This window comes from Edaphosphingomonas haloaromaticamans (assembly GCF_001853345.1).
In the GTDB taxonomy this organism is placed as follows: Bacteria; Pseudomonadota; Alphaproteobacteria; order Sphingomonadales; family Sphingomonadaceae; genus Sphingomonas_E; species Sphingomonas_E fennica.
Map to the genome: position 1 here is coordinate 570489 of NZ_MIPT01000001.1, position 26831 is coordinate 597319.

At 63.6% G+C, this 26831-nt stretch carries 26 protein-coding genes; 17 read left to right on the top strand and 9 right to left on the bottom strand.

What is annotated here, in order from left to right; genetic code table 11:
• The 10 genes from BHE75_RS02700 to BHE75_RS02745 all read left to right on the top strand — a co-directional run.
• A partial coding sequence (locus BHE75_RS02700; protein WP_139181814.1) for a transposase occupies positions 1 to 208 on the top strand: 208 nt, incomplete at its 5' end.
• 45 nt (positions 209 to 253) lie between these two features.
• Complete coding sequence (locus BHE75_RS02705) at positions 254 to 595, top strand: hypothetical protein (RefSeq protein WP_139181614.1); 342 nt, start codon at positions 254 to 256, stop codon at positions 593 to 595.
• Positions 596 to 734: 139 nt separating this feature from the next.
• Complete coding sequence (locus BHE75_RS02710) at positions 735 to 1256, top strand: RrF2 family transcriptional regulator (RefSeq protein ID WP_254684343.1); 522 nt, start codon at positions 735 to 737, stop codon at positions 1254 to 1256.
• Positions 1253 to 1903: a response regulator transcription factor gene (locus BHE75_RS02715; RefSeq protein WP_070932211.1), complete on the top strand. Its 651-nt coding sequence runs from the start codon at positions 1253 to 1255 to the stop codon at positions 1901 to 1903. Before BHE75_RS02710 ends, BHE75_RS02715 begins: the two co-directional genes overlap by 4 nt.
• 85 nt (positions 1904 to 1988) lie before the next feature.
• Positions 1989 to 2375: a response regulator transcription factor gene (locus BHE75_RS02720; protein WP_070932213.1), complete on the top strand. Its 387-nt coding sequence runs from the start codon at positions 1989 to 1991 to the stop codon at positions 2373 to 2375.
• Positions 2372 to 4468: an ATP-binding protein gene (locus BHE75_RS02725; RefSeq protein WP_084652871.1), complete on the top strand. Its 2097-nt coding sequence runs from the start codon at positions 2372 to 2374 to the stop codon at positions 4466 to 4468. The genes BHE75_RS02720 and BHE75_RS02725 overlap by 4 nt, the downstream gene beginning before the upstream one ends.
• Positions 4469 to 4705: 237 nt before the next feature.
• Entirely contained in the window at positions 4706 to 5764 is a 1059-nt protein-coding gene (locus BHE75_RS02730; protein WP_070932215.1) for an HlyD family secretion protein, read from the top strand.
• Positions 5761 to 7350, top strand: a complete 1590-nt coding sequence (locus BHE75_RS02735; protein ID WP_070932217.1) for an MFS transporter — start codon at positions 5761 to 5763, stop codon at positions 7348 to 7350. Before BHE75_RS02730 ends, BHE75_RS02735 begins: the two co-directional genes overlap by 4 nt.
• Positions 7347 to 8780: an efflux transporter outer membrane subunit gene (locus tag BHE75_RS02740; RefSeq protein ID WP_084652872.1), complete on the top strand. Its 1434-nt coding sequence runs from the start codon at positions 7347 to 7349 to the stop codon at positions 8778 to 8780. Before BHE75_RS02735 ends, BHE75_RS02740 begins: the two co-directional genes overlap by 4 nt.
• 236 nt (positions 8781 to 9016) lie before the next feature.
• A complete protein-coding gene (locus BHE75_RS02745) occupies positions 9017 to 11722 on the top strand; it encodes a PAS domain-containing protein (protein ID WP_070932219.1) in 2706 nt (901 codons plus the stop codon).
• 100 nt (positions 11723 to 11822) lie between these two features.
• On the opposite strand, the gene BHE75_RS02750 is transcribed toward BHE75_RS02745, so the two are convergent.
• Positions 11823 to 13283: a catalase gene (locus BHE75_RS02750; protein ID WP_070932220.1), complete on the bottom strand. Its 1461-nt coding sequence runs from the start codon at positions 13281 to 13283 to the stop codon at positions 11823 to 11825.
• Between the two features lie 446 nt (positions 13284 to 13729).
• Between BHE75_RS02750 and BHE75_RS02755 the strand changes: the two genes are divergently transcribed.
• A complete protein-coding gene (locus tag BHE75_RS02755; protein WP_070932222.1) occupies positions 13730 to 14560 on the top strand; it encodes an alpha/beta fold hydrolase in 831 nt (276 codons plus the stop codon).
• A 305-nt stretch (positions 14561 to 14865) separates the two neighbouring features.
• The gene (locus BHE75_RS02760; protein ID WP_368073053.1) at positions 14866 to 15717 is read left to right on the top strand and encodes an alpha/beta fold hydrolase; all 852 of its coding nucleotides are present in this window, start codon (positions 14866 to 14868) and stop codon (positions 15715 to 15717) included.
• A 103-nt stretch (positions 15718 to 15820) separates the two neighbouring features.
• On the opposite strand, the gene BHE75_RS02765 is transcribed toward BHE75_RS02760, so the two are convergent.
• A complete protein-coding gene (locus tag BHE75_RS02765; RefSeq protein ID WP_070932224.1) occupies positions 15821 to 16792 on the bottom strand; it encodes an SDR family NAD(P)-dependent oxidoreductase in 972 nt (323 codons plus the stop codon).
• A 109-nt stretch (positions 16793 to 16901) separates the two neighbouring features.
• Between BHE75_RS02765 and BHE75_RS02770 the strand changes: the two genes are divergently transcribed.
• Positions 16902 to 17804: an AraC family transcriptional regulator gene (locus BHE75_RS02770; RefSeq protein ID WP_191225126.1), complete on the top strand. Its 903-nt coding sequence runs from the start codon at positions 16902 to 16904 to the stop codon at positions 17802 to 17804.
• 38 nt (positions 17805 to 17842) lie between these two features.
• Here BHE75_RS02770 and BHE75_RS02775 read toward each other — a convergent pair whose 3' ends face one another.
• From BHE75_RS02775 to BHE75_RS02785, 4 genes are all read right to left on the bottom strand, one after another.
• Positions 17843 to 18421, bottom strand: coding sequence for a TIGR00730 family Rossman fold protein (locus BHE75_RS02775; protein WP_070932229.1), 579 nt, complete (start codon positions 18419 to 18421; stop codon positions 17843 to 17845).
• Positions 18422 to 18490: 69 nt separating this feature from the next.
• Complete coding sequence (locus BHE75_RS02780; RefSeq protein WP_070932231.1) at positions 18491 to 19705, bottom strand: NAD(P)/FAD-dependent oxidoreductase; 1215 nt, start codon at positions 19703 to 19705, stop codon at positions 18491 to 18493.
• Between the two features lie 237 nt (positions 19706 to 19942).
• The gene (locus BHE75_RS24350) at positions 19943 to 20107 is read right to left on the bottom strand and encodes a hypothetical protein (RefSeq protein WP_191225127.1); all 165 of its coding nucleotides are present in this window, start codon (positions 20105 to 20107) and stop codon (positions 19943 to 19945) included.
• A complete protein-coding gene (locus BHE75_RS02785) occupies positions 20104 to 20316 on the bottom strand; it encodes a hypothetical protein (protein ID WP_070932233.1) in 213 nt (70 codons plus the stop codon). The genes BHE75_RS24350 and BHE75_RS02785 overlap by 4 nt, the downstream gene beginning before the upstream one ends.
• Before the next feature lie 337 nt (positions 20317 to 20653).
• Here BHE75_RS02785 and BHE75_RS02790 point away from each other — a divergent pair, with 337 nt between their 5' ends.
• Entirely contained in the window at positions 20654 to 21253 is a 600-nt protein-coding gene (locus BHE75_RS02790; RefSeq protein WP_070932234.1) for an outer membrane protein, read from the top strand.
• 328 nt (positions 21254 to 21581) lie between these two features.
• On the opposite strand, the gene BHE75_RS02795 is transcribed toward BHE75_RS02790, so the two are convergent.
• A complete protein-coding gene (locus BHE75_RS02795; protein WP_070932236.1) occupies positions 21582 to 21968 on the bottom strand; it encodes a hypothetical protein in 387 nt (128 codons plus the stop codon).
• Positions 21969 to 22453: 485 nt separating this feature from the next.
• Between BHE75_RS02795 and BHE75_RS02800 the strand changes: the two genes are divergently transcribed.
• Positions 22454 to 23119: a DUF6998 domain-containing protein gene (locus BHE75_RS02800; protein ID WP_070932238.1), complete on the top strand. Its 666-nt coding sequence runs from the start codon at positions 22454 to 22456 to the stop codon at positions 23117 to 23119.
• Here the strand turns inward: BHE75_RS02800 and BHE75_RS23875 are convergent.
• The gene (locus BHE75_RS23875) at positions 23102 to 23545 is read right to left on the bottom strand and encodes a DUF5681 domain-containing protein (protein WP_139181615.1); all 444 of its coding nucleotides are present in this window, start codon (positions 23543 to 23545) and stop codon (positions 23102 to 23104) included. The two genes, BHE75_RS02800 and BHE75_RS23875, sit on opposite strands and share 18 nt — an antisense overlap.
• Positions 23542 to 24879 carry a site-specific DNA-methyltransferase gene (locus BHE75_RS02805; protein ID WP_254684344.1) on the bottom strand — a complete coding sequence of 446 codons (1338 nt, stop codon included), beginning with the start codon at positions 24877 to 24879 and terminating at the stop codon, positions 23542 to 23544. Before BHE75_RS02805 ends, BHE75_RS23875 begins: the two co-directional genes overlap by 4 nt.
• A 784-nt stretch (positions 24880 to 25663) precedes the next feature.
• Between BHE75_RS02805 and BHE75_RS02810 the strand changes: the two genes are divergently transcribed.
• Both BHE75_RS02810 and BHE75_RS02815 read left to right on the top strand, forming a co-directional pair.
• Positions 25664 to 26122, top strand: coding sequence for a hypothetical protein (locus BHE75_RS02810; protein ID WP_139181616.1), 459 nt, complete (start codon positions 25664 to 25666; stop codon positions 26120 to 26122).
• A gap of 164 nt (positions 26123 to 26286) precedes the next feature.
• Positions 26287 to 26625, top strand: a complete 339-nt coding sequence (locus BHE75_RS02815; RefSeq protein ID WP_070932242.1) for a YciI family protein — start codon at positions 26287 to 26289, stop codon at positions 26623 to 26625.
• The last annotated feature ends 206 nt before the right edge of the window (positions 26626 to 26831 follow it).

A 26831-nucleotide genomic window follows, 5' to 3' on the forward strand; every position in this document is an offset into this window, starting at 1 on the left:
CCAATGGACGATCGCGATCATCAGGCGGTCCGACCGCGCCACCGGCTTCGAAGCGCTGCCGCGCCGCTGGGTCGTCGAACGAACCCTCGCGTGGCTCAACCGAAACCGCCGCCCCGCCAAGGACTTCGAGCAGACCGTCGCATCGGCAACCGCGTGGCTGTTCATCGCCTCGATCCAGCTCCTTACTCGCCGCATCGCAAGAGCATGAAATCAGGCCCGATAGTTTTGAATCAGACTCTATGACATCGAAGGCATGGAGAAGCTCTATACGCCGGACCAGATCTTCCTGGTGCTTGGCAGCGACGGAGAGGTGACGCGAATTCGCCGCAACGATTCCATAGCCGAGTTCCGCTCTCGCCGGGACGCTGGCGAGGCACCGCTCTCGACTGAGCATCGCGTCCTTCATGTTGAACAACAGGGCGATCATGCCACCGCGATCCTATATCGCCGCATGAGTGCCGATGCACCGCCTGCAATGTACGAGCTCCGCCTGCGCAGCGAGTCCGGGATCTGGATGGTGGCCGGTGAAACGGTGACGCCATGGCCCGGCGGGATCGACGGCAACTTCCTTCCGCCCCGGCGGAAGGCGGCCTGAGCGTCGTTAGACGGCTGCGTTTCAGGAGGTGCGCAGGGGAGAAAAGCGCCGACCGCCACTAGCGAGGCAAGGGAGGAATCCCTTGCCTCGCCAAACGCGGACTAATATAGTCTCTGTTATGGCGCATCTAACCGCAAGCGTGGAATATGGGCTGCATTGCCTGCTGGGATTGCTCGACGCCGGCGAGCAGCCGCGCAGCGCGCGGGACCTCGCCGCGTTCCAGGGCATTTCGCCTTCCTTTGTCGCGAAGATCTTTCCCAGGCTGGAGAAGGCGGGGATCGTCGAGGCCGCCGAAGGCGTGCGCGGGGGCTACCGACTCGCGCGGGCGCCGGAGACGATCTCCGTGCTCGAATTGGTCGACGCCATCGAGGGGCGAAAGCCGCTGTTCGAATGCCAGGAAATCCGCGGTCGCTGCGCCCTGTTCGACGATGGCGCGCCCGCATGGGCGACACGCGGCGTCTGCTCGATACACGCCGTCATGCTCAAGGCGGAGAATGCGATGCGCGAAGCCCTCGCGAGCGAAAGCCTCGCGGATATTGCCGGACGTCTTCAGCGAAAGGCGCCGCCCGCGTTCGGCATGGACACCAGAACTTGGTTTGACCGGCGGATCGCCCGACGGCGACCGGGAAGGCCGGCGCAGGGGAAGGACGGGACAAGATGATCAGCGACACAGCCGATGACGAGTCGCCGCTCGTGTACATCGTCGACGACGACGAAGGGGTTCGGGCGGCCATCCGCGAACTGATGCTTTCGGTCGGGATCGAGGCGGCATGCTGCGCCTCCACGCGCGACCTGATGGATTCTCCGCTTCTGGAGCGGCCGGGATGCATCGTGCTGGACGTCCGCATGCCGGGCGCGAGCGGTCTCGATCTCCAGCAACATTTTGCCGCCGCGGGCATTTTCAAGCCGATCATATTCCTGACCGGTCATGGCGATATTCCCATGTCCGTCCAGGCGATGAAGGCAGGCGCGGTGGACTTTCTCACCAAGCCGGTCCGCGATCAGACGCTGCTGGACGCCGTGACGGCCGGCATCGAGCGCGACATTGCGGGGCGGGCAAATGCGCGAGCCGTGCAACGCCATGTCGAGCATTTCGAGACGTTGACGCCGCGCGAATGCCAGGTGATGCGTGAAGTCGCACTGGGCCGGCTGAACAAGCAGATCGCCTTCGATCTCGGCATCACCGAGATCACCGTGAAGCTGCATCGCAGCAATGTGATGCGCAAGATGCAGGCTTCATCGGTCGGCGAACTGATACGCGCCTGGGAAAAGCTGCCGACCGAAATACGCGAAACCGTCGCGGCCTAGTCTTTAGTATGGTAACAATGCCTTGCAAGCTGCGCGACATAGAGGACACCGGCTCCGGAGTCTGTGTTAAAGAGGATGTCGCCCCTTGCCTGAACTGCCGACCGTCGCCATCGTGGACGATGACGAGGCTGTCCGTGAAGCTCTTGGAGACCTGCTGATGGTTTCCGGGCTCGCCTGCCATACATTCGCGGGTGCGGTTTCCTTCCTCGCCGCGCGCACCGAAGGGCATTTTGACTGCCTGATCACGGATATCCGCATGCCGGGCATGACTGGTATGGAGCTCATCGAGCGCCTTCATGACGAGGGCACCGGGCTACCGGTGATCGTTCTTTCATCGGTCCTGGATGAGCAGGCCCGCGCTCATGCGCTCTCGCTCGGAGCCAGGGCCTGGTTCACCAAGCCCGTCTCCGACGAGAGGCTCCTGGGCGCGATTGCGGCGGCCATCGACGATGGCCGGGGCGGTGGGCGATGACATCCCCCCTTCGTGAGCCGCGCGATCATGATGAAGCCGGCATCGCGGAGTTTGCATCGGAAAGTATCGTTATTCTCGATGAGTCCGGCAGGGTGCGCAGCTGGAACCCGGCTGCGGAACACATTTTCGGCTGGCCAGCGCTTGCCGTGCGAGGGAGGCATATCGCGGAACTCTCTCCCTCCCGTGCCGACGAGCAGCGCGCCTGGACGCATCTGCTGCAGGAGGGATCCTGGCATGGGCGCATCAGCCGATACACACGCGACGGCGGAACCGTCCGCGCCGAGGTACGGCGCCACCTGCGTTATGACGGCACGGGCGAGCGCTGTGACGTTATCGAGTTCGCGTGTCCGATACGGAATAACGGGGAAGCGCGCTATGACGCAGGGCCGGTTCCCGATCGCATAACGGCTGCGAGCTGGGAGATTGACGTCTCACCCGCCGCCGAGATCATCGCGCAGATTGCCGCGCGGGCCGATTCTGCTCCCGAAGAAGAATTACGGGATCTTTACAGCCGCCTTGTCGAGCGAGCACTGATTGTCGAGGTCAACGAGCGGACCGCGCGCCTGGTCGGCGGCAATCGCGGACCCGCTCTGCTGGCCGGCCAGTCGGTGGCGGCATTCTGGCCGGTGGGCAGCCGCGGCATACTGGCCGAGCTGGTACTTGAGGCTTTGCGCGACCGGGAGGGGAAGGTCTGCCGCCGCCAGCTCGCCTCGGACGGCATATTGCGCGATCCCCTCGTCACCGTCTGGCGGGCGGTGCGCGCGCATCCCGAGCGTCTGTTCATCGCGGTGAACGGTGCCGCCGATGACGATCGCTCCTATCTGTTCCTGCGGGCAAGCGAGGCCCGCTACCGCAAGCTGATCGACTATATGCCGGTCGCCCTCTGGCAGGTCGACGCCAGCCATATGGGCAAGATCTACGCGCGATTGAGAGCGGATGGCGTCGTCGATTTCGAACGATATTTGGAGGAGCATCCCGAACTGGTCGAGCTTGCGGCCACCACTGTGAACGTTACCGATGTCAATCGCCGCGCGATCGAGCTGGTTGGCGGTGCAGGCGTGCAGGACCTGATCCGACCCGTGAGCTATCTGTTCGCTGCCAATCCCGCGGCGCTGCGTCGTGTGATGATCGGCCGGTTTACCGGGCGGAAGAACTACAGCGAGCTCATGAAGCTTCGGACTCTCGACAATCGGGTGCTCGATGTTCGCTTTTCGGTCACATATCCGGAACCGCTCCTCGAACTGGACACCACCATCTTCAGCCTTGAGGATGTAACGGAACAATTGCGCATGGAGACGCAGTTGCGTCAGCTTCAGGCTGATTTCAGCCACGCCGCCCGCGTTTCGATGCTCGGGGAACTAGCCAGCTCGATTGCCCACGAGGTCAACCAGCCGCTCGCCGCCATCGTCACGAACGCCGAAACGAGCCTGCGTTGGTTAGGGCGTGACAAGCCGGACATCGGAAAGGTCGAGCAGCTCACCGCGAGGATCGTCGCCAGCGCGCGGCGCGCGGACGAGATTGTGCAGCGTGTGCGCGGCATGGCCGTCAAGCAGGCGCCTGCCCCGGTCGAGCTCGCATTCAACGAGATCATTCAGGAAAGCCTGCTCTTTGTGCACCACGAGGTCGAAATGCGCGCCGTCCGTGTGACGAGCGCCTACGCCCGCGGATTGCCTGCGGTGATCGGTGACCGGATACAGCTCCAGCAGGTGATCGTGAACATGCTCATCAACGCGATCCAGGCCGTCGAGGCGTGTGATGAAGCGCAGCGAGAGATCACCATCTCCACTGGAACCGACGAAAAGGGCGATCTCCTCTTCAAGCTGCGTGATCGCGGTCCGGGCATAGCCCCCGATCATATCGAGCGTATTTTCGAGGGTTTCTTCACGACCAAGGCCCATGGCATGGGTATCGGCCTGGCCATATGCCGGTCGATCGTCGCGGCACATGGCGGCGAGCTGTCGGCATCGAACCGTCCCGGAGGCGGTGCGGAGTTCCGCGTCGTTCTCCCCCGGGCCGGACGATTCGCAGCAACGGCCCGGATCGCGGCAAGCCCGGGCCGGTCACTTGCCGACGGCACATCGAACACACGCTGACCGGAGGAGAACCGGCCCGGTTCTTCGATTTGGATCAGGTCCATCAAGCCAGCCCAGCCCGCCGGCGCGGAAGCGCGTTGTCATGGCCCTGTCCCCAGCGCGCTTCCCGGGTCTGCTCACCTTTGGTCGAGGGTGATCCAAACGAAAGTCTGGGCCGGGAGATGCTTTGACTCAATAGTCGCCTGCGATGCCTCCCGGCATGAACCCGCTCTCACCCGATCGACAGAGGGCAGGACATTGCGCGCCGAGGCGACATCGACCAGATCAGGCTTTGACCGGCGCAAGACGGCCGGACTCCTGCTCGTGCTCGCGGCAGTTCTGGTCTCCGCAGCCTGGTGGGCATGGTCCCGCGCGGGTGAGGCGGCATCGACCGACAATGCCTATGTGCGCGGCGATATCACGTCTCTCGCGCCGAGGGTCGCCGGTTATGTCACCGCTGTTGCCGTCGTTGACAATCAGGCGGTGAAGGCAGGCGATCTTCTCTTTCGCATCGATGATCGCGATTATCGCGCCAGGCTCGCGCAGGCTGAAGCGAATGTCGAAGCGGCACGGGCGCGGCTGGCCAACGTCACGGAGGAAACCGCGCTCCAGCATGCACTGATCCGTCAGGCCGATGCGCAGCAACGATCGGCGCTTGCGGACCTTGCACTTGCACGCAAGGCGCGCGCGCGGCGCAGTAGCCTCGTCGAGGGCGGCGCGGTCAGCCGGACCCAGTTCGACGAAGCGGACGCCGGGGAGAAGCGCGCCGCAGCCGGAGCCGCCGCGTCGAAAGCGAGCGCCGATGCGCAGCGCCAGAAGCTCAGCGTGCTCGCCGCCCAGCGAGACATTGCCACCGCCGCGCTTGCGCAGGCCGAAGCGCTTCGTGACCTCGCCCGGATCGACCTCGAGAGTACCGAAGTGCGCGCACCGATCGACGGGGTGATCGGCAACCGGCAGATCCGCGTGGGACGGCTCGTCGCCCCCGGAACGCCGCTTCTCGACATCGTGCCGGTCACCTCCGTTTATGTGATCGCCAACTTCAAGGAAACGCAGTTGGCGGATATCCGCCGGGGCCAGCGCGCGCTGATACGGGTTGATGGCTATTCGGACCGGACGATCGAAGGGGTGGTCGATAGCTTCGCTCCGGGCAGTGGTTCCGCCTTCAGCGTGATACCGTCCGACAATGCGACCGGTAATTTCGTCCGTGTCGTCCAGCGTGTCCCGGTCAAGATTCGCCTCGTCCGCAACCCCCTTCCCGGGCGGCTCGTGCCGGGCCTTTCCGCGCGCGTGGAAATCCGGCGTGGCGGCGCCTCGTGAGTGCCGTCGCCCAAGCCGCCGCGCGCCGACCGTCAGGCGGGGGCTGGCTCGTCGCCGGTATCGTCGTCGCATGCCTGACCGAAGCGATCGCCGGCACATTGCTTGCCATCGGACGCAGCGACATCATGGGCCATATCCATTCAACCCCGGATGAATTCGCCTGGCTGGATGTCTGCTATATCGCGATGAAGCTGACGGGATTTGCCGTTGCGCCATGGCTTCTTACGCGCATCGAGCCCGGCCGCGCACTGCTCGGCGCGACCGCGTCGATGGGACTAGCCGCCATGCTTGCGGCCTTGTCTGTGCAACTTGGCGTGCTTGTCGCCCTGCGGCTCGTCCACGGCCTGGCGGGCGCAATCCTGCTCGTCGCGGGGCAAGCCATTCTCTTCTGGCGCTATCCACCGGAGCGGCAACCGGTGTTGCAGGCGGTCTTCGCGATGGGCGCGGTCGTGGCGCCTGCGACGCTCGCGCCAATGTTGCAGGGATGGCTGATCGACAGCCATGACTGGACGTGGGTCTTCTTCCTCATCCTGCCGCTCGCACTGGCTGCAAGCGGTTTTATGCTGATGGCCGACCCCGTCCGGCCGCCGTCGCTCGATCGACGCGCCCTCGACGGACCGGGCCTGGCCGCACTGGCGCTCGCGTTGTTCGGCGCGGCATGGCTTCTTTCGCAAGGGAGCCGCTGGAACTGGCTCGATGAAGCGCGCGTCGCGAAGGTGCTTGGGCTTGCCGCGATCGCCTTCCTCTTCGTAGTGGATCGCCAGCGTCGGGCGCGTGCGCCGCTCCTGGATCTCGCGCTGTTTCGCAACGACGATTTCGCCTTTGCGTTTTTCGTGAGTTTCGTTGCCGGCGCTGCGCTGTTCGGCAGCGCATTTCTCATTCCGACATTCGCGCTCTCGGTGCTTGGCATGACGCCGACCGATGCTGGCGCGCTGCTTTTGCCGAGCGGCCTGGTCTTCGCTGCGACGCTCTTTGTCGTCGCGCTTCTCGTCCGGTTCGGGGGCGTTCCGCCCATCGCCCCCGTTCCGTTGGGCATCCTTTCGATGATGATCGCCATGTGGATGCTCTCCGGGTCCACGCTTGAGAGCGGAGCGGGGGACATGATGACCGCGCTTCTGCTGCGCGGCTTCGGCCTGGGTTGCCTGTTCCTGTCGATAACGCTGATCGCGTTCAGCCGCCTCGCGCCGTCACACCTCGCTTTCGGCATCGGTCTTTTCAATATCGGGCGCCAGCTCGGTGGTTTGGTCGGGGTCGCCTGGCTCCAGACATTGATCGACCATCAGGCGGTGGCGAGCCGAACCATCCTCGGAACGGCGCTCACCCCGGGGGCGCACGGGCTGACCGGTCGCATGGCTGACTATTCCGCCTATCTGGCGGGGCGCGGCCTGGACCCGGGACCTGCCGCAGCTGCCGCCCATGGCTTGCTGGCGCGTTCCCTTGGCGGACAGGCGGTCGTCATGGCCTTCAACACCGCCTTCATCGCGGTCGCGCTGATGTTCGTCGTCGCGGTGCCCGTCGTGGTCGCGGTGAAGATCGCGCTGGCGCGCCGGACGGCGCGTCGATCGGCCGCCGGATCGCCATCATGATGCCCCGTGGCTCCCTTTGGCACCTGCTCGCGCTTCCGGGCGCGCTCGTGCTCGCCGGCTGCACCGTCGGCCCAGACTACAGCCCCCCCGTGATCGAGGTCGGCGAGACCTGGATCGGCGCGGTCGACCCGGGAGCCGTCGACCTCGCTTGGTGGCGAGCCTTCAACGATCCTATGCTCAGCGAGCTTGTCGATCGCGCGGTCGCGGGCAACAAGGATCTCGACGAAGCCGAGGCGCGGGTCCGGGAAGCGCGGGCGTTGCGCGATGCCGTTCGGGGCCGGACATTGCCGCAGGCGGACGCGGTGGGCGCCGCGACACAGAACCGGCTCAGCGAAAATGGCCTGCTTCCCGTCGGCAAGGTGCCAGGTTTGGGGCGGGACCTGTCGATTTTCGATGCAGGCTTCGACGCGTCATGGGAAATCGACCTCTGGGGCGGCGCGCGACGTGCGGTGGAGAGCGCGGAGGCACGCGCCCAGGCCGCGGAGGAAGCGCGGCGCGGCGCGGTGCTCCAGGTTCTCGCCGAAGTGGTGCGCACCTATATCGACCTGCGCGCGGCGCAGGCGCTGGCCGCGAACGCGGGCGCCACCGCCGCGGCGCAGGCGCGGATCGCGAGTCTCGTTGCGGACCGGTTGCAAGCGGGGCTTGCCTCGCGCGCGGACCTGACCCGCGCCGAAGCGCTCGCGCACGCCACGGCGGCGAGCATTTCGCAATTCCGCGCGGAAGCCGATGCCGCCGCCTTCCGGATCGCGCTGCTGATAGGCGAGCCGCCCGACGCATATTATGATCGCCTGCGGACACCGCGTTCCCTGCCCTCGGCCCGTCGGGAGGTGCGAACGGGTCTTCGCTCCGACCTGCTCCGTCGCAGACCGGATATTCGCCGTGCGGAGCGCGAACTTGCTGCGGCAACGGCGGACGTCGGAATTGCCACTGCCCAACTCTTCCCCCGATTCTCGCTGCTCGGAGGGATCGGCCTGCAGGCGCGTGAAGCGGGTGATCTTTTCTCGGGCGACAGCCTGCGCTTTCAGTTCGGTCCGGCGCTGCGCTGGCCGCTCTTCTCCGGCGGTCGTATCCGGGCCGGGATAAGGGCGGCCGATGCGCGGGCCGATGCGGCGCTGGCACGCTATGACCGCGCGGTCCTCGCCGCGCTCGCGGACAGCGAAGCCGCGATCAATCGCTTTGCCGCCATGGGAGAGGTCCGAACGGAGCGCGATACGGCTAGTACGTTGGCGGCCGAAGCCACCGGGCTTGCCGAACGCCGTTACCGGGCTGGTGAAGAGGATCTGATCGCGCTCCTCCACGCGCGGCTCGCGCAACATGGTGCGGATCGGGCGCTTATCGAGGCGCAATCGGCTGAGCTGCGCCAACTGGCCGCCTTGTACAAGGCGCTGGGTGGCGGGTGGCAGGCAGCCGCTGTTCCGGCCGATCGCTGATCCGGCGACGCTATACCTTGGCACAGGTGCGATCAGGACGAGGCCGTCCTATGCTCGGTGACCTGATGCACAGGGTTCGACGAGGAATTCCGTCTTGCCGGGCGGGTCGGCCATCGCGATCGTTCACATGACGACCTGCGCGCCTGTCACTGTGCGGCGAGCGGACAGGGGCTGGCGTCAAATGTGGAGATGAGGCGTCTTCGCGAGACGGATCTTATCCGGGGAGAGTTGATGCGATGACCACGGAAACGCTTCGCGAGGTCGAGCGAAGACTGCGCATTCTCGAAACCATGCCGGGCTTCGGCTGGTCGGCCAATGCCGCCGGGCAGTTCACCTATGTCACGCCCAACACATTGAGCTACCTCGGCGTCGCTGGCGAGGATCTCAACGCATCCGACGCCGACGACGAATTCGGATGGCAGCAGGTCATTCACCCGGACGACTATGAGCGTGTCGCGGCCAGATGGCGGCATTGCCTTCGGACCGGCGAGCATTATGACACGGAACATCGCCTGCGGCGCGCGGACGGCAGCTATCGCTGGTTCCGGAACTCGGGCCAGCCATGCCAGGACGAAGACGGCACCATCACCGAATGGTTCGGGACGACGATCGACATCGACGACCAGGTACGGCTGTGCCGCGACATCGCGGAACGCGAAGCCAGAATTCGCCGGCTCGTGGATTCGGATATCATCGGCATCGTCATCTGGGATCTGGATGGAACCCTGATCGACGCCAATGACGCGTTCCTGCGGATGGTCCAATATGACCGGAAAGATATGAAGGCCGGACTGCGATGGTTCGACATGACGCCGCCGGAATGGCAGGAAGTCCATGGCCGGGAGGAAGCCGAGGAGCTGGCCGCCACGGGGAAGATGGAGCCCCGCGAAAAAGCGTTCTTCCGCAAGGATGGCAGCCGGGTACCGGTCCTGATCGGGGCCGCCTGCTTCGATGGGCAATCCAGTCAGGGCGTCGCCTATATTCTCGACCTGACCGAACGCAAGCGCGCTGAAGAGGCCCTGCATGACCAGAAGCGCGAGCTGTCCCAGCTTGTCGATATGATCCCCAGCTATTTATGGCGGGTCACGCCGCATGGCGTGCCAGAGTTCTTCAACAAGCGGCTGGTCGACTTTCTGGGACTGGGTGTGGCGGATGTGAACCGGCCGGGCAGACGCCGGCTCGCCGCTTTTATCGAGGCGATCATTCACCCGGACGATGCTACCGCCGTGACCGACGCCTTCGAGCGATCGCTGGCCAGCGGCGATATCCTCTCCATGAAATGGCGCATGCGCCGCGCAGATGGCGTGTATCGCTGGATGGCGGCAAGCGCCGAGCCGATGCGGGACGCCGATGGCCGGATCGTCAACTGGTACGGCCTGTGTCACGACATAGAAGACCAGTTGCAGGCCGAAGAGGCGCTGCGATCGAGCAAGCAGCAGCTCGAGCAGATGATAGACGCCGTGCCCGTCAACATCCTGAGCTTCTCGCCTTCCGGCGTCATGACCTACGCCAGCAAGCGATATGTGGATGAGGTCGGTCCGCCACCATTGCATATTGAGGATTTCGACGCCCTCGCTGTCGACGTCGCGCACCCGGACGACTCTCTGGCTATGCTGCGCAGAGCGTCGGAGGGATTTGCGACCGGCAGCCCTTTCGTGAACCGGTTTCGCCGGCGCGAGAAGGATGGGGGCTACCGCTGGATAGAAGCGCGTGCGCAACCGTTGCGCGCGCCCGATGGCGCGATCGTGCAATGGTATGTCGCGTCCATCGACATTGAAGACGAGATGCGCGCCCAGGAGACCCTGCGTGAACGAGAGCGCATGCTCCATCACCTGGTCGAAACGCTGCCGGCGATGATTGACTGTGCGACGCCAGACGGGGAACCCGTCTATCGCAGCCAGCAGATGAGCGAGTATCTCGGTTATGACTTCGAGTATCTGGACTCATCGGCAAAGTCCCGTCTGACGGGCACGCTCGAGACCAGCGTACACCCCGACGATCTGGCGGGCGTCAAGGCCAATTACGGGCATTCGCTGGCGACCGGCGAGCCTTATGCGCGAAGGCACCGCCTGAAACGGTCCAATGGCGAATATCGCTGGGTGGAAACGCGCGCCGCGCCGATGCGCGATGCGAGCGACGCAATCGTTCAGTGGAATGTCATCTGCCTCGATATCGACGCCGAGGTCAGGGCCCAGCGGGAATTGCAGCTCGCGCAGGAGCGCCTTGCGCGCGCCAGTCAGGCAGCGAGCCTCGCGGAGCTTTCCGCCTCCATCGCGCATGAGGTGAACCAGCCGCTGGCGGCGATTGTGGCGAATTCCCATGCCTGCCATCGCTGGCTTTCGGCGGAGCCGGCGAACATCGAGCGCGCGAAGGTCACCGCCGAGCGCATCATCCGCAATGCGAACGCGGCGGCCGACATCGTGAGCCGCATCCGCGCCCTGTTCAGCCAGTCGACGGAGACGCGAACAATCCAGTCCCTGGATTGCGTTATCGCCGAGACGCGCGAACTCCTGGCAGACGAAGCGGCGCGACGGGATGTCCGCGTGGACATCGACATTGCGAGCGACATCCCGCCTCTCTCGTTCGATCGCGTTCAGGTCCAACAGGTCCTCATCAACCTCATGCGCAACGGCATGGAAGCGATGGACACTGTGGCGACCCACAAAGTGCTCCGGCTGCGCGTACATCGCGGTGACGACGTCGTCAGGACGGCGATCAGCGACAGCGGTCCGGGCATCGAACTGCCCGACAGGATGTTCGAACCGTTTTACACGACCAAGCAGCACGGCATGGGAATAGGTCTCGCCATTTGCCGGTCCATCGTCGAAGCGCATGGTGGGCAATTATGGGCCGAAAACGACGAACCGAACGGGGCGACTTTCACTTTCTCGCTGCCGATCGGAAAGGCCCCTGGCGACCCAGGCATGGGCGGCAGCGAATGAGACGATGAATTCCCGATCTTAAAGGCGATGGGATGACCATAGGCAGACGGGATTCGCCGCGAAGGTGAAGGCCCGCGCGGCGACATCCTGGATTTTCTTTTTAGACTTTCCATTGCATGGTGTGCCCGGGCCCGAGCGCCTTCGCCACGCCAGCGCCGTAAGCGGGGTCCGCGCGATGGCAGTTGGCGATATGGCGCTCCTGTACCGCTCGCGAAGCGCCGCTGATCTGCCGAGCCGTGTTGGCGAACAGCGCGGCGCGTTCTGGATCGCTCATGTTACGGAACAAGATACCCGGCTGTTCCCAATGATCGTCTTCGTCACGATGATCCCAGTGAGCCGCTTCACCATCGATGGGTAGGCCCGGCTCGTTCAGCGAGGACTGGTCCTCCCACACGCCGTGACTGTTCGGATAGAAGCTCGGCGTTGCGCCGAGATTGCCGTCGGTACGCATCGCGCCGTCCCGGTGATAGCTGGTGAAGGGACATTGCGGCGCGTTGACCGGGATATGCAGGTGATTGACCCCGAGCCGATAGCGCTGCGCGTCACCATAGGAGAAGAGACGCGCCTGCAGCATGCGATCGGGTGACACGCCGATCCCCGGAACAAGGTTCGCCGGCGAAAAGGCTGCCTGCTCAACCTCCGCGAAGTAGTTCTCGGGATTGCGATTCAGCTCGAGCGTGCCGATGCGCATCAGCGGATATTCGCCCTTCGGCCAGACTTTGGTAACGTCGAACGGATTGTGCCGATGGGTCCTGGCCTGGGCCTCGGTCATCATCTGGATGGCAAGCGTCCATCGGGGGAAGTCACCGCGGTCGATCGCTTCCAGGAGGTCGCGGCCGTGGCTTTCCCGGTCGTTTCCGATCAGCACCGCCGCCTCGTCATCTCTCAGATTCGCGATGCCCTGTTCGCACCGAAAGTGGAATTTGACCCAATTGCGCTCGCCGGCGGCGTTGATCATCGAATATGTGTGGCTGCCGAACCCGTGCATGTGCCGATAGCTTCTCGGGATGCCGCGTTCGGACATCAGGATCGTAACCTGGTGCAGTGCCTCGGGGAGCAGCGTCCAGAAGTCCCAGTTGTTTTCCGCGCTTCTCAGTCCAGTTCGCGGATCGCGCTTCACCGCGTGGTTGAGGTCGGGAAAACGCAACGGGTCACGAAAGAAGAAAACGGGTGTGTTGTTGCCGACAAGGTCCCAATTGCCTTCTTCACTGTAGAACTTGACCGCGAAGCCGCGAATGTCACGCTCGGCATCGGCGGCGCCGCGTTCGCCGGCTACCGTCGAGAACCTCACGAAAACCGGCGTCTGCTTGCCGATCTGCGAAAACAATCTCGCCTTCGTGTAACGCGATATGTCGTGCGTGACGGTGAATGTGCCATGCGCGCCAGATCCCTTGGCGTGCATCCGCCGTTCGGGAATGACCTCGCGATCGAAATGGGCGAGCTTTTCGATGAGCCAGACGTCCTGGAGCAACGCCGGCCCGCGACGACCCGCAGTGAGGATGTTGAGATTATCCGCCACCGGTGCACCATTTCCGTGGTGAAGCGGAATCTTGCTGCGCATTTCGATGTCTCCTTGCCGTTGATGCCGGAGACCTTGGCTCCCGAGGCACTGGTCCGCGACTGTGCCTGGGTTTTAGGGAACTGCTCCGTTCCGCCAGCGAGGGACCGGGAACGCGCGGTGACACCCCGCTTTTCGAGCGGGTCGCCAACACCTCCTGACCTGTTTGTCGGGATGTACTCGACCTTTGTATAGCTCCGCCGAGCCCCCCGTAGGATCGTGAAATCACGGGTTTTCGGTATCTCCAAACGTGCCGCTCCGTCGAAATTCGTGTCTGACGGAGTTGGTGCCGTGCAGAGGAGCACAAAATGCCGCCACTCAAGGATTTCAAGATTGATCGCCGGGAATTCTGCGTCGCCGGCAGCGCCGCTGTGTTCGCGAGCGGCCTGTCCTGGCCGGTTGCAAGCCTCGGCGCATCTCACCCTAGCGCAAATCAAGGAGCTCATCCGATGAACTTTATTTCCGCAAATGACGGAGCCCAGATCTTCTACAAGGACTGGGGTCCACGCGACGCGCAGCCGCTCGTCTTCCATCATGGCTGGCCGCTCACGGCTGACGAGTGGGATAACCAGCTGCTGTTCTTCCTCGCGCAGGGCTATCGCGTCATTGCCCATGACCGCCGTGGCCATGGCCGCTCGACCCAGACCGATGGCGGGAACGACATGGATACATATGCCGCGGACATCGCGGCGCTGGTTACCGCGCTCGGCCTCAAGGGTGCCGTTCATATCGGCCATTCAACCGGCGGCGGCGAGGCGGCTCATTATGCGGCGCGCGCAGCCCCGGGGGCACTGGCGAAGCTCATTCTGGTCGGCGCGGTGCCGCCGGTGATGGTCAAGAAGGCGAGCAATCCGGGCGGTCTGCCGATCGAGGTGTTCGACGGTTTCCGGAAGGCGCTCGCCGAGGACCGCTCCCAGTTCTATCTCGATATCGCCGCCGGGCCGTTCTATGGTTTCAACCGCGAAGGCGCGCAGATCAGCCAGGGGCTTGTCCAGAACTGGTGGCGACAGGGCATGGTCGGAAGCGCCAAGGCCCATTACGACTGCATCAAGGCGTTCTCGGAGACGGATTTCACCGAGGACCTCAAGAAGATAAAGGCGCCCACGCTCGTCATGCACGGAACCGACGACCAGGTGGTGCCTTTCGCTGACTCCGCACCGTTGTCGGCCAAGCTGCTCACGAACGGCGTACTCAAGGCCTATGACGGTTATCCGCACGGCATGGCGGCAACCCACGCCGACGTGATCAACGCGGACATGCTGGCCTTCATTCGCAGCTGACGCCCTGCTCCGGGACGGACAGGCCCGTTCGTCCCGGCAAGGCGCAACCGCCGCCTCAGAAACGGAAGGAGAGCGAGATGGGCATGGCTGGCGATGGCCACCGGCAGGACCCGTGGCACGACATCTTCCCTCCGACATCGCCGACAGCGATGCGCCCGCCCGGACACGGATCTGGGGCGCGGCTGTCGATCGGCCCGGACGGGGCACAGTTGGAACGGCGCGGCTTCCTCCTGTCCGCGCTCAGCGGGGCGGCCTGTCTCGCAACGCCCGCAGCCCCAGCGCGCGGCGCGCCGGCGGGCAGGCTGATGCCGACGCCATCCTCCCGTTTCGGGCCGCTCAAGCGGGTGCGCACGAGCGTGCTCGACATTGCTTATGCCGAAGAAGGGCCAGCAGATGGCCGCCCCGTCGTGCTTCTTCATGGCTGGCCCTACGACATTCACACCTATGCCGATGCCGCGTCGCTGCTCGCGGCTGCGGGCTTCCGCGTGATCATCCCCTATCTGCGCGGCTTTGGCGCGACCCGCTTCCTCGTCGAGGCTTCTCCTCGCAACGGCCAGCAGGCCGCGCTGGCAAGCGATGCGATCGAACTCATCGAAGCGCTGGGTCTTGAACGTCCCATCGTCGGCGGCTGCGATTGGGGCGCGCGAACGGCGTGCATTCTCGCCGTCCTCTATCCCGCGCGGATCCGTGCGCTTGTCTCGGTGAGCGGTTATCTCATCGGCAGCCAGGCCGCAGGTGCAACACCGCTCGCGCCCGAAGCGGAGCGGAGCTGGTGGTATCAATATTATTTCGCGACGGAGCGCGGGCGCCATGGCTACGCATTGCACACGCAGGATTTCGCGCGGCTGATATGGAAANCCGCCTCGCCCCGCTGGACCTTCGACGAGCCTACCTTCCTGCGCTCGGCCGCCGCGCTCGAAAATCCCGATCATGTCCCGATCGCAATCCACAATTATCGCTGGCGGCTTGGTCTGGCGGAGGGCGAGGCGCGCTACGCCGCGATGGAAGAGCGGCTCGCATTCTTTCCTCCAGTGACGATTCCCGCCGTGACGCTGGAGGGGGATGCGAATGGCGCACCTCATCCGCGTGCCTGTGACTATCGGGCGCGCTTCACCTCGGCCTATGAGCAGGCTTGTCGAAGGCGGCATAGGCCATAACCTCCCGCAGGAAGCGCCGGATGCCTTTGCCCGCGCGATCATCGATGCCGACCGGATGGCGGGATGATTCCGAGGATGCGCGGGCGCTGGGCGACCGGGCGGCTCATGGGACATCGCAGCCGGTCAGCCGGGCGCTCTCGGTCCAGATCGCTTCCGCCATCGCGGGATCGATGGCGAACGGACGCACGCCAGGTCCACCGAGCTGACCGTCCGGAACGACAGCCGCAATGTCGCAATCCTCGCAATAGACCCCGCCGATGCCGTCCAGGGCGGGCGACGTTGCGCACCATATCGTCGTCGCGGCGCCTTGCTGCGGACTTTTGAGATCGCGGTCGGGATCGACAATGGCGGAACCGTCCGCATCCACGGCTCCGAACTGCGCGATCTCCTCGCGCGTGAGGTGCCGCGCGAGTGGGCCGAGGATGGAGCCGGGATGGACCGAGAAAGCACGAACGTCATGCCCGGCACCCCGCGCATCGAGCGCGACGGCGAAGAGGGCATTGGCCGTTTTCGCCTGACCATATGCGAGCCATTTGTCATAGGCGCGACGCCTGAAATCGAGGTCGGACAGATCAAGCCCGCCGAGCTGATGTGCACGCGAAGAGAGAATGACGACCCGCGCGCCGGCGGCATGCAGCAGTGCCGGCCACAGCGCCGCCGTCAACCGGAAATGGCCGAGATGATTGGTGGCGAACTGACCCTCATGGCCTTCCGCGTCACGAAACAGCGGGCTTGCCATCACGCCGGCGCTGAGAATCAGCAGATCGAGCGATGGCGCGCTGTCCATGATACGCGCGGCGAACCCGGCGATCGACACGGGATCGAGCAGATCCATCGGCAACGGCACGACATTATCGAGGCCGGAAAGCGCATCGCGCGCCGCATCCGGTTCGCGTGCCGGCACGATCACGCGCGCGCCTCTGGAGGAGAGGAGCCTGACCGTTTCCCGGCCGAGATTGGAGGCGCCGCCGGTCACGACGGCGGTCTTTCCCGAAAGGTCCAGGCCACCGGCGACCTCTTCGGTGGTGGTGAAAGGTCCAAAGCCAGTTCCGAGCGGCTGTTGAAAAGAGGGCATTTACAATCTCCTGTCCGATTGACAGGCGAAATGGAAAGCCGACGCAGGTGCTGCTATGTCTGAAAGCCCCGATTCCTATCGAGATAATGCTGAATCGCGCGAGGATCCCTTGTCGCAGATCCTGTCGCTCGTCGATGCGCGCGCCGTCGTGTCGACCGGATTGAGGGCGCGCGGGAACTGGGCCGTTCGCGTCGCTCCGGTGCATGCGCTCAAATGCAATGTCATCAAGCAGGGCGCTTGCGAGCTGAAGGTCGGCGACGAGCAATGGTCGCTTGAAGAAGGTAGTTGCTTTCTCGTCGCCGCCGACCTTCCCTTCGTCATCGGAACGGATCTCAATCGCGTGCCGCGACCCGCGGAGGAAGTCTTCGCAGGCACGCGGGCGAATGATTGCGCCTGGCTCGATGCAGGCCCCGGTCGCGGCTTCCATTGCCTGGGCGGCCGCATGGAGCTGCCCGACACCGCCGATTTCCTCGTCGAGGCCCTGCCGCCGGTCGTCGTGATCCGCGCCGATGAGCCGGTTGCCGGGCGGCTGCGCTGGCTCGCCGATCGGCTGGAGGAGGAACTCGCGTGGCAAGCGGCGGGCGCATCGGCGATGGCCGCCCAGATCATGCAGATGGTCTTTATCGAACTTATCCGGAGCCTTCCCGAGGGACAGGCCGGGAGCTGGCTTGCCGCGCTCGCCGATCCACGTATCGGCGCTTCGCTGCGGGCCATGCACCGAAATCCGGAACGTTGCTGGCGGATCGAGGATCTTGCGGGGATCGCGCATCTCTCGCGGTCGCGCTTCGCGACGCGGTTCCGAACGGCTGTCGGCCATCCGCCGATGGATTATCTGCTGAGATTGCGGATCGCGCTCGCCCGGAAGGCGCTTGCGCAACCGGGCGCAACGATCGCGGCGGTTGCTGCATGCGCCGGCTACAACTCGGAAAGCGCCTTCGGCTTCGCTTTTCGCCGGATTACAGGCGTGACGCCGCGCCAGGCTCAGGCGATGGCCGGCCGCACGAAAGGCTGACTTGTCGCCACACCTCATCGCGCACGGGCGATTGCATGTCAGGTTTCAGCCGGCTTCAGCCATTTGGTCTCCGTGGGCGCGCGATAATGCGCCATGGCGCGCAGCAGGGACGCCGGGTCCGCCTGCACGAGCAGCATCTCTCGATGCGCATTCTTCAGGAATCCCTGCGCAGTGACATGATCCAGGAATTCCAGCAGCCGGTCGTAAAAGCCGAGGATGTTGAGCAGGCCGCAGGGCTTGGCGTGGCTGCCGAGTTGCGCCCATGTCCAGATCTCGAACAATTCCTCGAATGTGCCGATGCCGCCGGGCAGGGCGATGAATCCGTCCGAGAGGGACGCCATCAGGGCCTTGCGCTCGTGCATGGATCCCACGATGCGCAGGTCGGTCAGGCCGGGATGCGCGACTTCCCTGTCCACCAGCGCCTGCGGGATGACGCCCGTCACCCGGCCGCCCTCGGCAAGCGCGGCGTCGGCGACGGCGCCCATTAGTCCGACCGCGGCTCCGCCATAGACAAGCTCGACGGCGTTGCGCGCCAGCAGCCCGCCCACTGCCGCCGCCGCGGCGCGATAGGCCGGTGCCGAGCCATGGCTCGATCCGGAAAAGACACAAATCCGCATGAATGGCTCCAGCCTGAAGGTGCGACAGCGCACCGGCCGGACGCTTCCGCCCGACCGGCCATGCACGTCTCAGAAGTCGACGGTCCGCGCCTCGAGGGCATTCTGGAATGCGGCTTGCCGATCCGCCGCCGGCGGGTAGATCCACACCGCGTTGATATCCATCTTGACCTTCTTGGCGTCGGCACCGGTCAGCTCGACGGTGCGGGGGGACCAGCCGCGCGTGAAGATGGCCGCGTCGGGGCCGAGATCGAGACACACGACATAGGCGGGCTGAGCATAGGGCAGCGTGGGTTCGCCGAGCAGGTCGGCCGCGGCATTATGGCCGGCGAACGAGCCGAGGCGCCGCGCGTGCTGGCACGACATGAGCGAGAAATTGCCTTTGTCGTCGGTCGCTGCCTTCGCGGTATCGCCCGTGGCGAAAATGCGCGGACAGCCGGGCACGCGCAGGTCGGGCTCTACGAGGATTCGCCCGAGAGTGTCGCGATCGGCCGGCAACTGGGCGGTCAGCGGCGAGGCGCGCATGCCCGCCGACCAGATCNCGGTCCCGGTTTCGATCCGTTCGCCATTTTCAAGCGTGACGCTGCCGTCATCAAGCCGGGCGATCCCCGAGCCGAGCATCGTTTCGATGCCCAGGTCGCGCAGCCGCGCCTCGATATAGGGGCGCGGTTCGGCCCCCATGTCCGGGGCGACGACCGGCCCCCTCTCGACGATGACGACGCGGGCCGCCTCGCCCGGCCCGAGGATTTCCCGCAGCCGGGCCGGCATTTCGGTCGCCACCTCTATGCCGGTAAAGCCGCCGCCACCGACCACGACCGTGTTGCGCGCCGCCGAAGGGGGCTTTCCCGCCAGCCCGTGCAGATGCTCGTCGAGCTTTACCGCGCCGGCGCGATCCGTGACGCTGTGCCCGAATTCCGAAAGCCCCGGAATGGGCGGTTGGAAACCGTGGCTTCCCGCGGCGACGATCAGCCGATCGTAGAACAGCCTGGAGGGCATGCCGCCCGCCCCGGTCACCGTCACCATGCCGCGTTCCACATCGAGCGTGTCGACCCAGCCTTCATGGAAGCCGATGTCCGTCGCCGCGAACAGCTCGTCCAGCGGCGCCACCATCGTCCCGGGCTCCGGCTCGTAGAGGCGCGGCCGGACGATCAGGGCCGGCTCGGGCGCAATAACGGTGATCTTCAGGTCTCCGGGCAACACGCCCTTTTCATCGCGCAGGCGCGCTGCCGAAAGCGCGGCCATGAGGCCGGCAAATCCGGCTCCTATGATAACGATATGCTGTGCCATGCGATTTTCTCCTCGGGCGGCGTTTGAGAGTGCCGTGCCCCCGCGGGGCCGCTTCTGCCGGGCCTGGAGGCGGGATCGAGGATCGCGAACGGCGGACGCCGCCGCTACCGTGCGGGAGGCTAGCCGCGATATGCCAATCGCTATGCGTTGCTATGCCTTGGAATAGCGATGCACGGGGCGAGGCGAGAAAGGGCCGCCGGATCGGAGCCGCGCGCCGCCCCCGGCCCCGGGCAGTGGTCAGGAGTTCGGCCGATCCTCATTGTCTGGCATGTCGCGGGGCCAGAATCGCTGGTGCAGCGTCATCAGGCTGGCGGCCAGAAGATCGCGTTCGAGGGGTGAAAGCCGCATGGCGATCGTCGCGATCATGATCACGCTGTCCAGCGCGATGCGCCGGGCGTTCACCTGTCGTGGCGCCTGCGCGCGGCGTCCCTGTCGCTCGTGGCGGCCGTCAGCGGCGTCAGGGCGATGAAGGCGACGCATCCCAGCACCAGGGACAGCGGCACATCGCCGAACGAGGCAAAGATGCCCCAGCCCGCGGCGATGGCGGCCACCGTCGGGCACAGGAGAGCGGACGCCTGGCTCCAGGCCGTGGACTGACGCTTGGGTTTCATAGGATGTCCCTCAGTGAACTGAGAGCAAAGTGGCGCGTCGGGTCCGGCCCGGCCATTCTGCCAAGGTTCCGGATCACCTGTGCGAACATATGCAGGCGGCGGGTCTCCGGGTTGGCGTGACTACGGGGTTTCGCGCGGAACCCGCAGGACTGAAGCGTATGTCGGCGTGCCCTGCATGCCGGTTCGGCAGACGACCGCTATGCCGAAGATCATATCCGGCATGGCGAAACACTGGTGCATCCCTGGCGATCGTACAATCCCGGCAAGCGGCCGCAGGCCCGACACTCCGCCCGGCACGCGCAGCTGTTGCCGTGATCCGATAACTTTGGAGATTGTAATGAAAACCCGTCTTATCATTGCCGCTGCCCTGGCTGGCTGGTCGGGCCATGCATCCGCGCAGGATTTCAACGGACCCTCTGTCGGTGTTCAGGCGGGGTGGAACAGGACCGATGTGCGCCTTCCGGCAGGCGGTAAGGAGCTCCCCGGCGTCGACCAGTCAAAGGATGCCTTCGTCGGCGGGGCGTTCCTGGCCTATGATTATGAAGTGGCGCCGCGCATCGTCTTGGGTGCACAGGCCGAATTCAATATCGCTGCTTCCGATGATTTTGGAGTGGCGGGCAGTGCAGGCGCGCTCCGGATCGATCCCCGATATGCGTTCGATCTGACCGCGCGCGCAGGCTATCTCGTGACCCCGAAGACTCTGATCTATGTTCGGGGCGGCTATAGCAACACCCGCGTCCGCACGACGATCTCGACGAACTCGACACGGATATCGTCGTCCGACAATCGGGACGGCTGGATGGTTGGCGGCGGCGCGGAAAGGATGATCACCGATCATGTTTCCGCACGCCTCGAATACCGATATGCCGACCTTGGTGAAGGCTCGAACAAATTCGACCGCCATCAGGTTCTTGTCGGCGGCGCCTACCGCTTTTGATCTTCGCTTGGAGCGCGGTAAGATTTTCCTGTGAATAAGAGGGCGCCGCGCTCCAGCGTACGATTAACCGTTTGGCGACGAGCGGTAAACTGGCGACATCGGTTACATGCGAGCGAATGGCACGTACCACCAACATAGCGGCCGTTCGCCGGACCATATAAGCATCCTGAAGGCCGCCCTCCGTTCACCGGAGAATGAGAGCCTGCCATTGGGACAAACCCGTCATTCCCGCCCGGTTCGCCAAATGTCGGTTTCCAACACGAGCCGACATTCGCGCGTTCGATCACCTTGCCCATTCAGCGAGCAAGGCTGGTAGCGGACTGGCATCTTATGAATTTTGAATCGCTAAAGCCGACATACTTTCGTCTAGCTCATGAACGGAGCGGACATGTGCGCGTGTCGTCGTGGCGATATCCGGCACCTGCATGTCAGCCGCCTGCTCCTCGGATTCTTCGGCGGCGATGATTGTCCGGCCGGCTTCTGTGATGACGAGGCCGATCGCCTGCTGATCCTCCTCGCGCCAGATGCGGCTCCGATCGGTGACCGGTATCTCCGCGATAAGCTCGCGGCGCAGCAGGGCAGGAATGGCTTTGCGGATGCGCTCGGCCTGATCGCCGAGACTGTCGGGCGGCGGCAGGATACTGCCGTCCTCGCGCTGCGCGGCGGTCGCCAGCAGGATCAGCTGCAGGTCGTTGAGCTTGGGAGTCTTGGTCATGGGTGGTCTCCGGTTCCGGACCGGCTCCAGTGCCGGTCCCACCACCCAGAGCCCCGCCAGTCGCGCTGGCCGGGCCGTGCGGCCGTTCATGCCGGCCGCGATTCACGTGCAGCACCAAGGCTTGCTTCGCTGACGAAGTCGAATGGAATGTGCATGAACCGCCAGATAAATGAGCAAGATCAGTAGATTGTGCCGGGCAAGGCATCGTCTCGTCGACATTCCGCTTGAACCTTTGGCGCAACCAAGCAATCTGAACCCGCTCCTCGTGAAAGCCGGGGAGCGGGGCGTGAGAACCTCAATCAGAGAAACTCGGTCGAGATATCGGCCGGGTGGCATGCGCGTATGTCCAGCCGGCAACGGTAAAGGCGCATGCGCCTGTTCTCTGATCAGGTTCTCAACATCCGGCTTCGGCCGTCGCCCCGAGAGGACATAGGTGCGACGAAGGAGCCAAGCTCGATGACGGCGCACCTCGACATGGAGGTGACATGACGCTGTCGCAGGTTCAGATCATCCGGTCGCTGGGCGAGGCACTGGCATGGTTCGAGAAGGAACTCGCCTGGGGCGTCGAGCCGGCGCAGCTGGGCCATCTCACCGGCCGGATCGGTGAACTCTACGCGGCCATGATCACGCGGGGACAGATGGCGCTGGCGACCAACCAGCATGGCTATGACGTGGTGGGCGCTGACAATGAGCGGATCTCGGTCAAGACCATCACGACCTCGACCCATGTCAGCGTGCGCAAGAGCACTTTCCATCATGTCGACCGCATCCTGATCCTGCGGATCAACGTCAATGAGGGCGAGGTATCGGTTGAGGAAGTGCTCGACTGCCGGGCGGACGAGTTTCCGGCGCTCGCGTCAGAGGGCGCAGGCGAGTTCGTGTTCCGGATCCGCCAGACGTCGAGGGCGCGGCACGCCCTCGACGAAATGGTGGTGACCGCCGAAGCTTGGCAGGGGCCTTACCGCATCCTGCAATATGAGAACGGCACCATCATCGTCGAGCGGGACGGGGAAGCCCAGCCCCAGGCCAAGCCGATCCTGCGCGAGATCGCGACCAGCCTGGGCATCTCTCTGCTCAACGCCAACGGCAACGCGCGCAATACGCGCCAGCTTGGATCGGAAGTCCTGATCAACCTATCTGCTTCTCATTGATTGATTGGCGAGCATATCGAGTATAAGTGCGTGATTATTGTTCTCATGCGCACCCTCCTCTCTGAGGAATTTTGGAAGACCATCAATCATGCCCAGTTGCTTATTGTAAAATATATTATCTTGTAGCGCCACACTCATTATACGAAGCCACAATTTCATATGCGCGGCTTTTCCTTTTATGGCGGACATGGCGAGCGAGAACAGCGTCGCTTCCATGATCGTCATCTCCTTTTCGCCTTCGGGAGTTTTGACGTTCACCTTGATCTGCATGATCCGCAAGGCGTCCATTGAAACCTGACTTGGAATGTGGGCACGCCTCTGCTTGCGAGGACGGCCGCGTGGATTGCCGCTTACGCCAGGCATCCAGCGATACTGCTTAGGCGGTTTCCGAAACACAACCTCGTCCTCGTTCCCCTCTTCGCTCATTGCTCCGCCTCCTTGCGTTCAATCCGGCGGCTTTGCGCCACCTCTTCAAAAGTAAGATCCTGGCCAGCCAGGACTGCGGGCTTGCCGCTCTGCTTTTCCCATCGTCCAACGATCGCATCGCAGTAGAGCGGATCGATTTCGAGCAACCGGGCGTATCGGCCGGTCTTTTCCGCGGCGATGAGTGTGGTTCCCGAACCACCGAACACATCCAGCACGATCTGACCACGGTGACTGACGTCCCGGATTGCGTCGGCAACCATCGCGACAGGCTTCACGGTAGGATGCAGCTCCAGCTCTTCGATGCGGCCTGGCCGAAAGGTGTTGACGCCGGCGTAGGTCCAGACGTTGGAGCGATGACGTCCGCGTTCGCCGAGCCCGAAGTTGTTGATGTGGCCAGCCTGACCTGCCTTCCAGACGGTAACGAGCTCATGCTGCGAGCGATAGAAACTCCCCATGCCGGCATTGGTCTTGTTCCAGACGCAGAGGTTCTTCAACTCGGTGAACAGCTCTGCGCCGACAGCCAGTATGTCGGGCAGATGCCGCCAATCGATGCAGGAATAGACGATTGCGCCGTCCCGGCAGGATCGGGCCAGATTGCCCAAGGTCGCCCGCAGAAACTCCCGATAGGCATCTGGCGTCATCTCGCCGCTTGCTTCCGCGAACTCGCGATGCCGCGTCCTGCCGTTACCACCGACATGCCCGTTGATCGGCACATTATAAGGTGCGTCGGTGAAGGCCATGTCGGCGCGCTCTTCTTCCATGAGCCGGTCCAGCGCCGCACCGCTGCGAGCGTTGCCGCATAGGAGGCGATGGCTCCCAAGAATCCATAGATCACCATCCCGCGTGACTGCTTCGACGCCAGGCGCGACCGGCGATATCTCGTCATCCGGCGACGCGGGATCCACCGAGCGCGCCTGTTGCTCCGTCAAGATGATATCGACTTCGGCATCGTCAAAGCCGGTAAGGCCGACATCGAAATCCGCATCAACGAGGAATTGCAGTTCGCCCGCAAGCAGCTCGAAGTCCCAACCGGCCTCGAGCGCGAGCTGGTTGTCCGCAAGGCGATAGCCGCGCTTGTCTTCTTCGCTCATCCCCGACATGCGGATGCACGGCAGTTTCCTGAGCCCCAGGTGAACGGCCGCCGCCAGCCGGCCGTGACCGGCCAGCAGGACATTGTCCTCATCAATGAGCAACGGATTGGTTACTCCTCGCTGCTGCATCGACCGCGCGATCTTATTGATCTGTTTCTTGGAATGGGTGCGCGCGTTTGCGTGAAACGGAATGATCTGGTCGGTTTCGACCAACTCGATCTGACGAATAGATGGATGCGTCACGATGCCCTCTTCAACCTGAGGTTGATACGAGGAGGCGTGACGCGGGTCCTCCGGTTCCGCGAGATGATGAATAACATTCAATCGAAGATGGAACAATAAATAAAGTTAGATGATATAAAGGTCCCTAAATTTTAGATACAGAATTTAATATTACAAATATTTGAAACCGTCAAATCATGATAACTTTGGATGCGGCAAGGTTGTGGTGATTTTTCTATATATACGCCTTCTTTTAATGCATTTGCCTACTTTTCTGGGGGTGTTTTGCTGCAATTAACAGCCATTTTTGAGCGTGATGACATACGTAAATTTTCCATTTATTCTCGCAAGATAGCAGCGCGTCCGAGCCATGCGACCTCCCAAATTTGTCGATAACAGGGGATAACAGGGGGATAACAGGTGAGAGCGGTTCGCAGGTGACCGGCTCCACCGCCACTTCATGTTGATTTTATTGGATTTTTTCGCATTTTGGCTTACCTGCCAACATCGCGATCATCATAGGCGGGCGGCTTGCCCTGCCTAAACGGTCGCTTCGTCGTATGCGAAGGTTGTGCCACGATGCGTCAAACGCGGGATTTCGCCTTCAAGAGATTCGACGGCTAGGGCGGTTTCGTCTTATCTCCGTTCCATGATCCCACAGGATGCAGCGACATGGTGGACCGCCTTCGGCGCTATCGCCCAAGCGGTTGGCTCAATAGCGACGTTCGCGGCGGTTGCGATATCCTTGTGGGTCGTCCTGTCCGAACGGGCAATGCAGGCGCGCGGGTCCGCCGGGATACGGGTTATGTTCGCAGGCGATGGCACGCCTGGTGTCTACATGGTCGGGATCGAAGTCCTAAACATAGGCGTGCGGCCGTTCCATGTGAGTAGCGTCGGCTGGCGAACCGGATGGTTGTGGCGCGGACCGAAGGTGCTGCAATATCGCTTCGCCATTCAGAACACATCGGTAATGTTGAATCAAAAGGGCGGACCGCATATCGTTGAACCCGGTCGTAATGAAGGCTTCTACACGCAGATTGCCGATATGAAACAGGCCAACTATGAGGCGTCTAGGGCCGAAATGTTCAAGCGCAAGTTGCCGATCCTCGGTGAAGCGCCAATTCGTGCGATGGTGAACATTACCGGACGCAAGCCGCTAATGGTGAAGGTATCGAAGGAACTGGCCTACTTCCTCCGAACCGGCGAACATGCTGGGACGACTGACGAAAACGGCTTAACAAACACAGCACCCGGCAAGGTGTAAAAAGAAGTCCCCGATCCTATGGCGGGGAACCGGGCTTAGGCGGCGGGCGAACGCCGCTGCGACGGTCAGTGGCGACACTGGAGCTACGCCGGTTGTGCGACGAGGCGCGTTCGCGGTGATTTTGGCGGCTTGCTGCCGTTGGACCTGCGGGGCATCGTCAAGGCATGACGAAGTACCTCATCTCCTTTCCGAGCGAGGCCATGGTGCTCACGGACGAAGAGTTCCCGATTGTCGCGGCCGATGCTCATGCGGTGATCGAGGAAGCGAAGGCGGCCGGGGTCTATGTGTTTGGCGGCGGAATCGATGAGCAGGTCGATCCCTTGTTGGTCTCCGGCGACGGGTCGGTGTCCAGGGAGATTTATCCGGGCAGCCGTCTCAAGGGTGGATTCACGGTGCTGGAGTTGCCGACGCGCGAGGATGCCGTGGAATGGGCAAGGCGGATCGCGGTCGCCTGCCGTTGCCCGCAGGAACTGCGCGAATTCATGTACGATCCGGCGAGCTAGAGAGAATGGATCGGGCGCCGCAGCAGGCGCGGATCAGAAGCGCTGAAATACGGGAACGGGATCGAACATCAGGGAAATGAAGCCCCACAGGCTGATCCCGATCAGGACGATCCCGACGAGCTGCATCAGGAGCTTCGGCGATATCCGTTTGGTGAGCCAGGCGCCGGCGGGCGCCGCGGCGATCCCGCCGATCAGCAGGCCCGATG

Bases quoted from the DNA above. Each gene is read 5' to 3' on its own strand.
- BHE75_RS02705 (WP_139181614.1), top strand. From the start codon at position 254: ATGGAGAAGCTCTATACGCCGGACCAGATCTTCCTGGTGCTTGGCAGC.
- BHE75_RS02715 (WP_070932211.1), top strand. From the start codon at position 1,253: ATGATCAGCGACACAGCCGATGACGAGTCGCCGCTCGTGTACATCGTC.
- BHE75_RS02725 (WP_084652871.1), top strand. From the start codon at position 2,372: ATGACATCCCCCCTTCGTGAGCCGCGCGATCATGATGAAGCCGGCATC.
- BHE75_RS02740 (WP_084652872.1), top strand. From the start codon at position 7,347: ATGATGCCCCGTGGCTCCCTTTGGCACCTGCTCGCGCTTCCGGGCGCG.
- BHE75_RS02745 (WP_070932219.1), top strand. From the start codon at position 9,017: ATGACCACGGAAACGCTTCGCGAGGTCGAGCGAAGACTGCGCATTCTC.
- BHE75_RS02750 (WP_070932220.1), bottom strand. From the start codon at position 13,283: ATGCGCAGCAAGATTCCGCTTCACCACGGAAATGGTGCACCGGTGGCG.
- BHE75_RS02755 (WP_070932222.1), top strand. From the start codon at position 13,730: ATGAACTTTATTTCCGCAAATGACGGAGCCCAGATCTTCTACAAGGAC.
- BHE75_RS02765 (WP_070932224.1), bottom strand. From the start codon at position 16,792: ATGCCCTCTTTTCAACAGCCGCTCGGAACTGGCTTTGGACCTTTCACC.
- BHE75_RS02775 (WP_070932229.1), bottom strand. From the start codon at position 18,421: ATGCGGATTTGTGTCTTTTCCGGATCGAGCCATGGCTCGGCACCGGCC.
- BHE75_RS02785 (WP_070932233.1), bottom strand. From the start codon at position 20,316: ATGAAACCCAAGCGTCAGTCCACGGCCTGGAGCCAGGCGTCCGCTCTC.
- BHE75_RS02790 (WP_070932234.1), top strand. From the start codon at position 20,654: ATGAAAACCCGTCTTATCATTGCCGCTGCCCTGGCTGGCTGGTCGGGC.
- BHE75_RS02795 (WP_070932236.1), bottom strand. From the start codon at position 21,968: ATGACCAAGACTCCCAAGCTCAACGACCTGCAGCTGATCCTGCTGGCG.
- BHE75_RS02800 (WP_070932238.1), top strand. From the start codon at position 22,454: ATGACGCTGTCGCAGGTTCAGATCATCCGGTCGCTGGGCGAGGCACTG.
- BHE75_RS23875 (WP_139181615.1), bottom strand. From the start codon at position 23,545: ATGAGCGAAGAGGGGAACGAGGACGAGGTTGTGTTTCGGAAACCGCCT.
- BHE75_RS02810 (WP_139181616.1), top strand. From the start codon at position 25,664: ATGTTCGCAGGCGATGGCACGCCTGGTGTCTACATGGTCGGGATCGAA.
- BHE75_RS02815 (WP_070932242.1), top strand. From the start codon at position 26,287: ATGACGAAGTACCTCATCTCCTTTCCGAGCGAGGCCATGGTGCTCACG.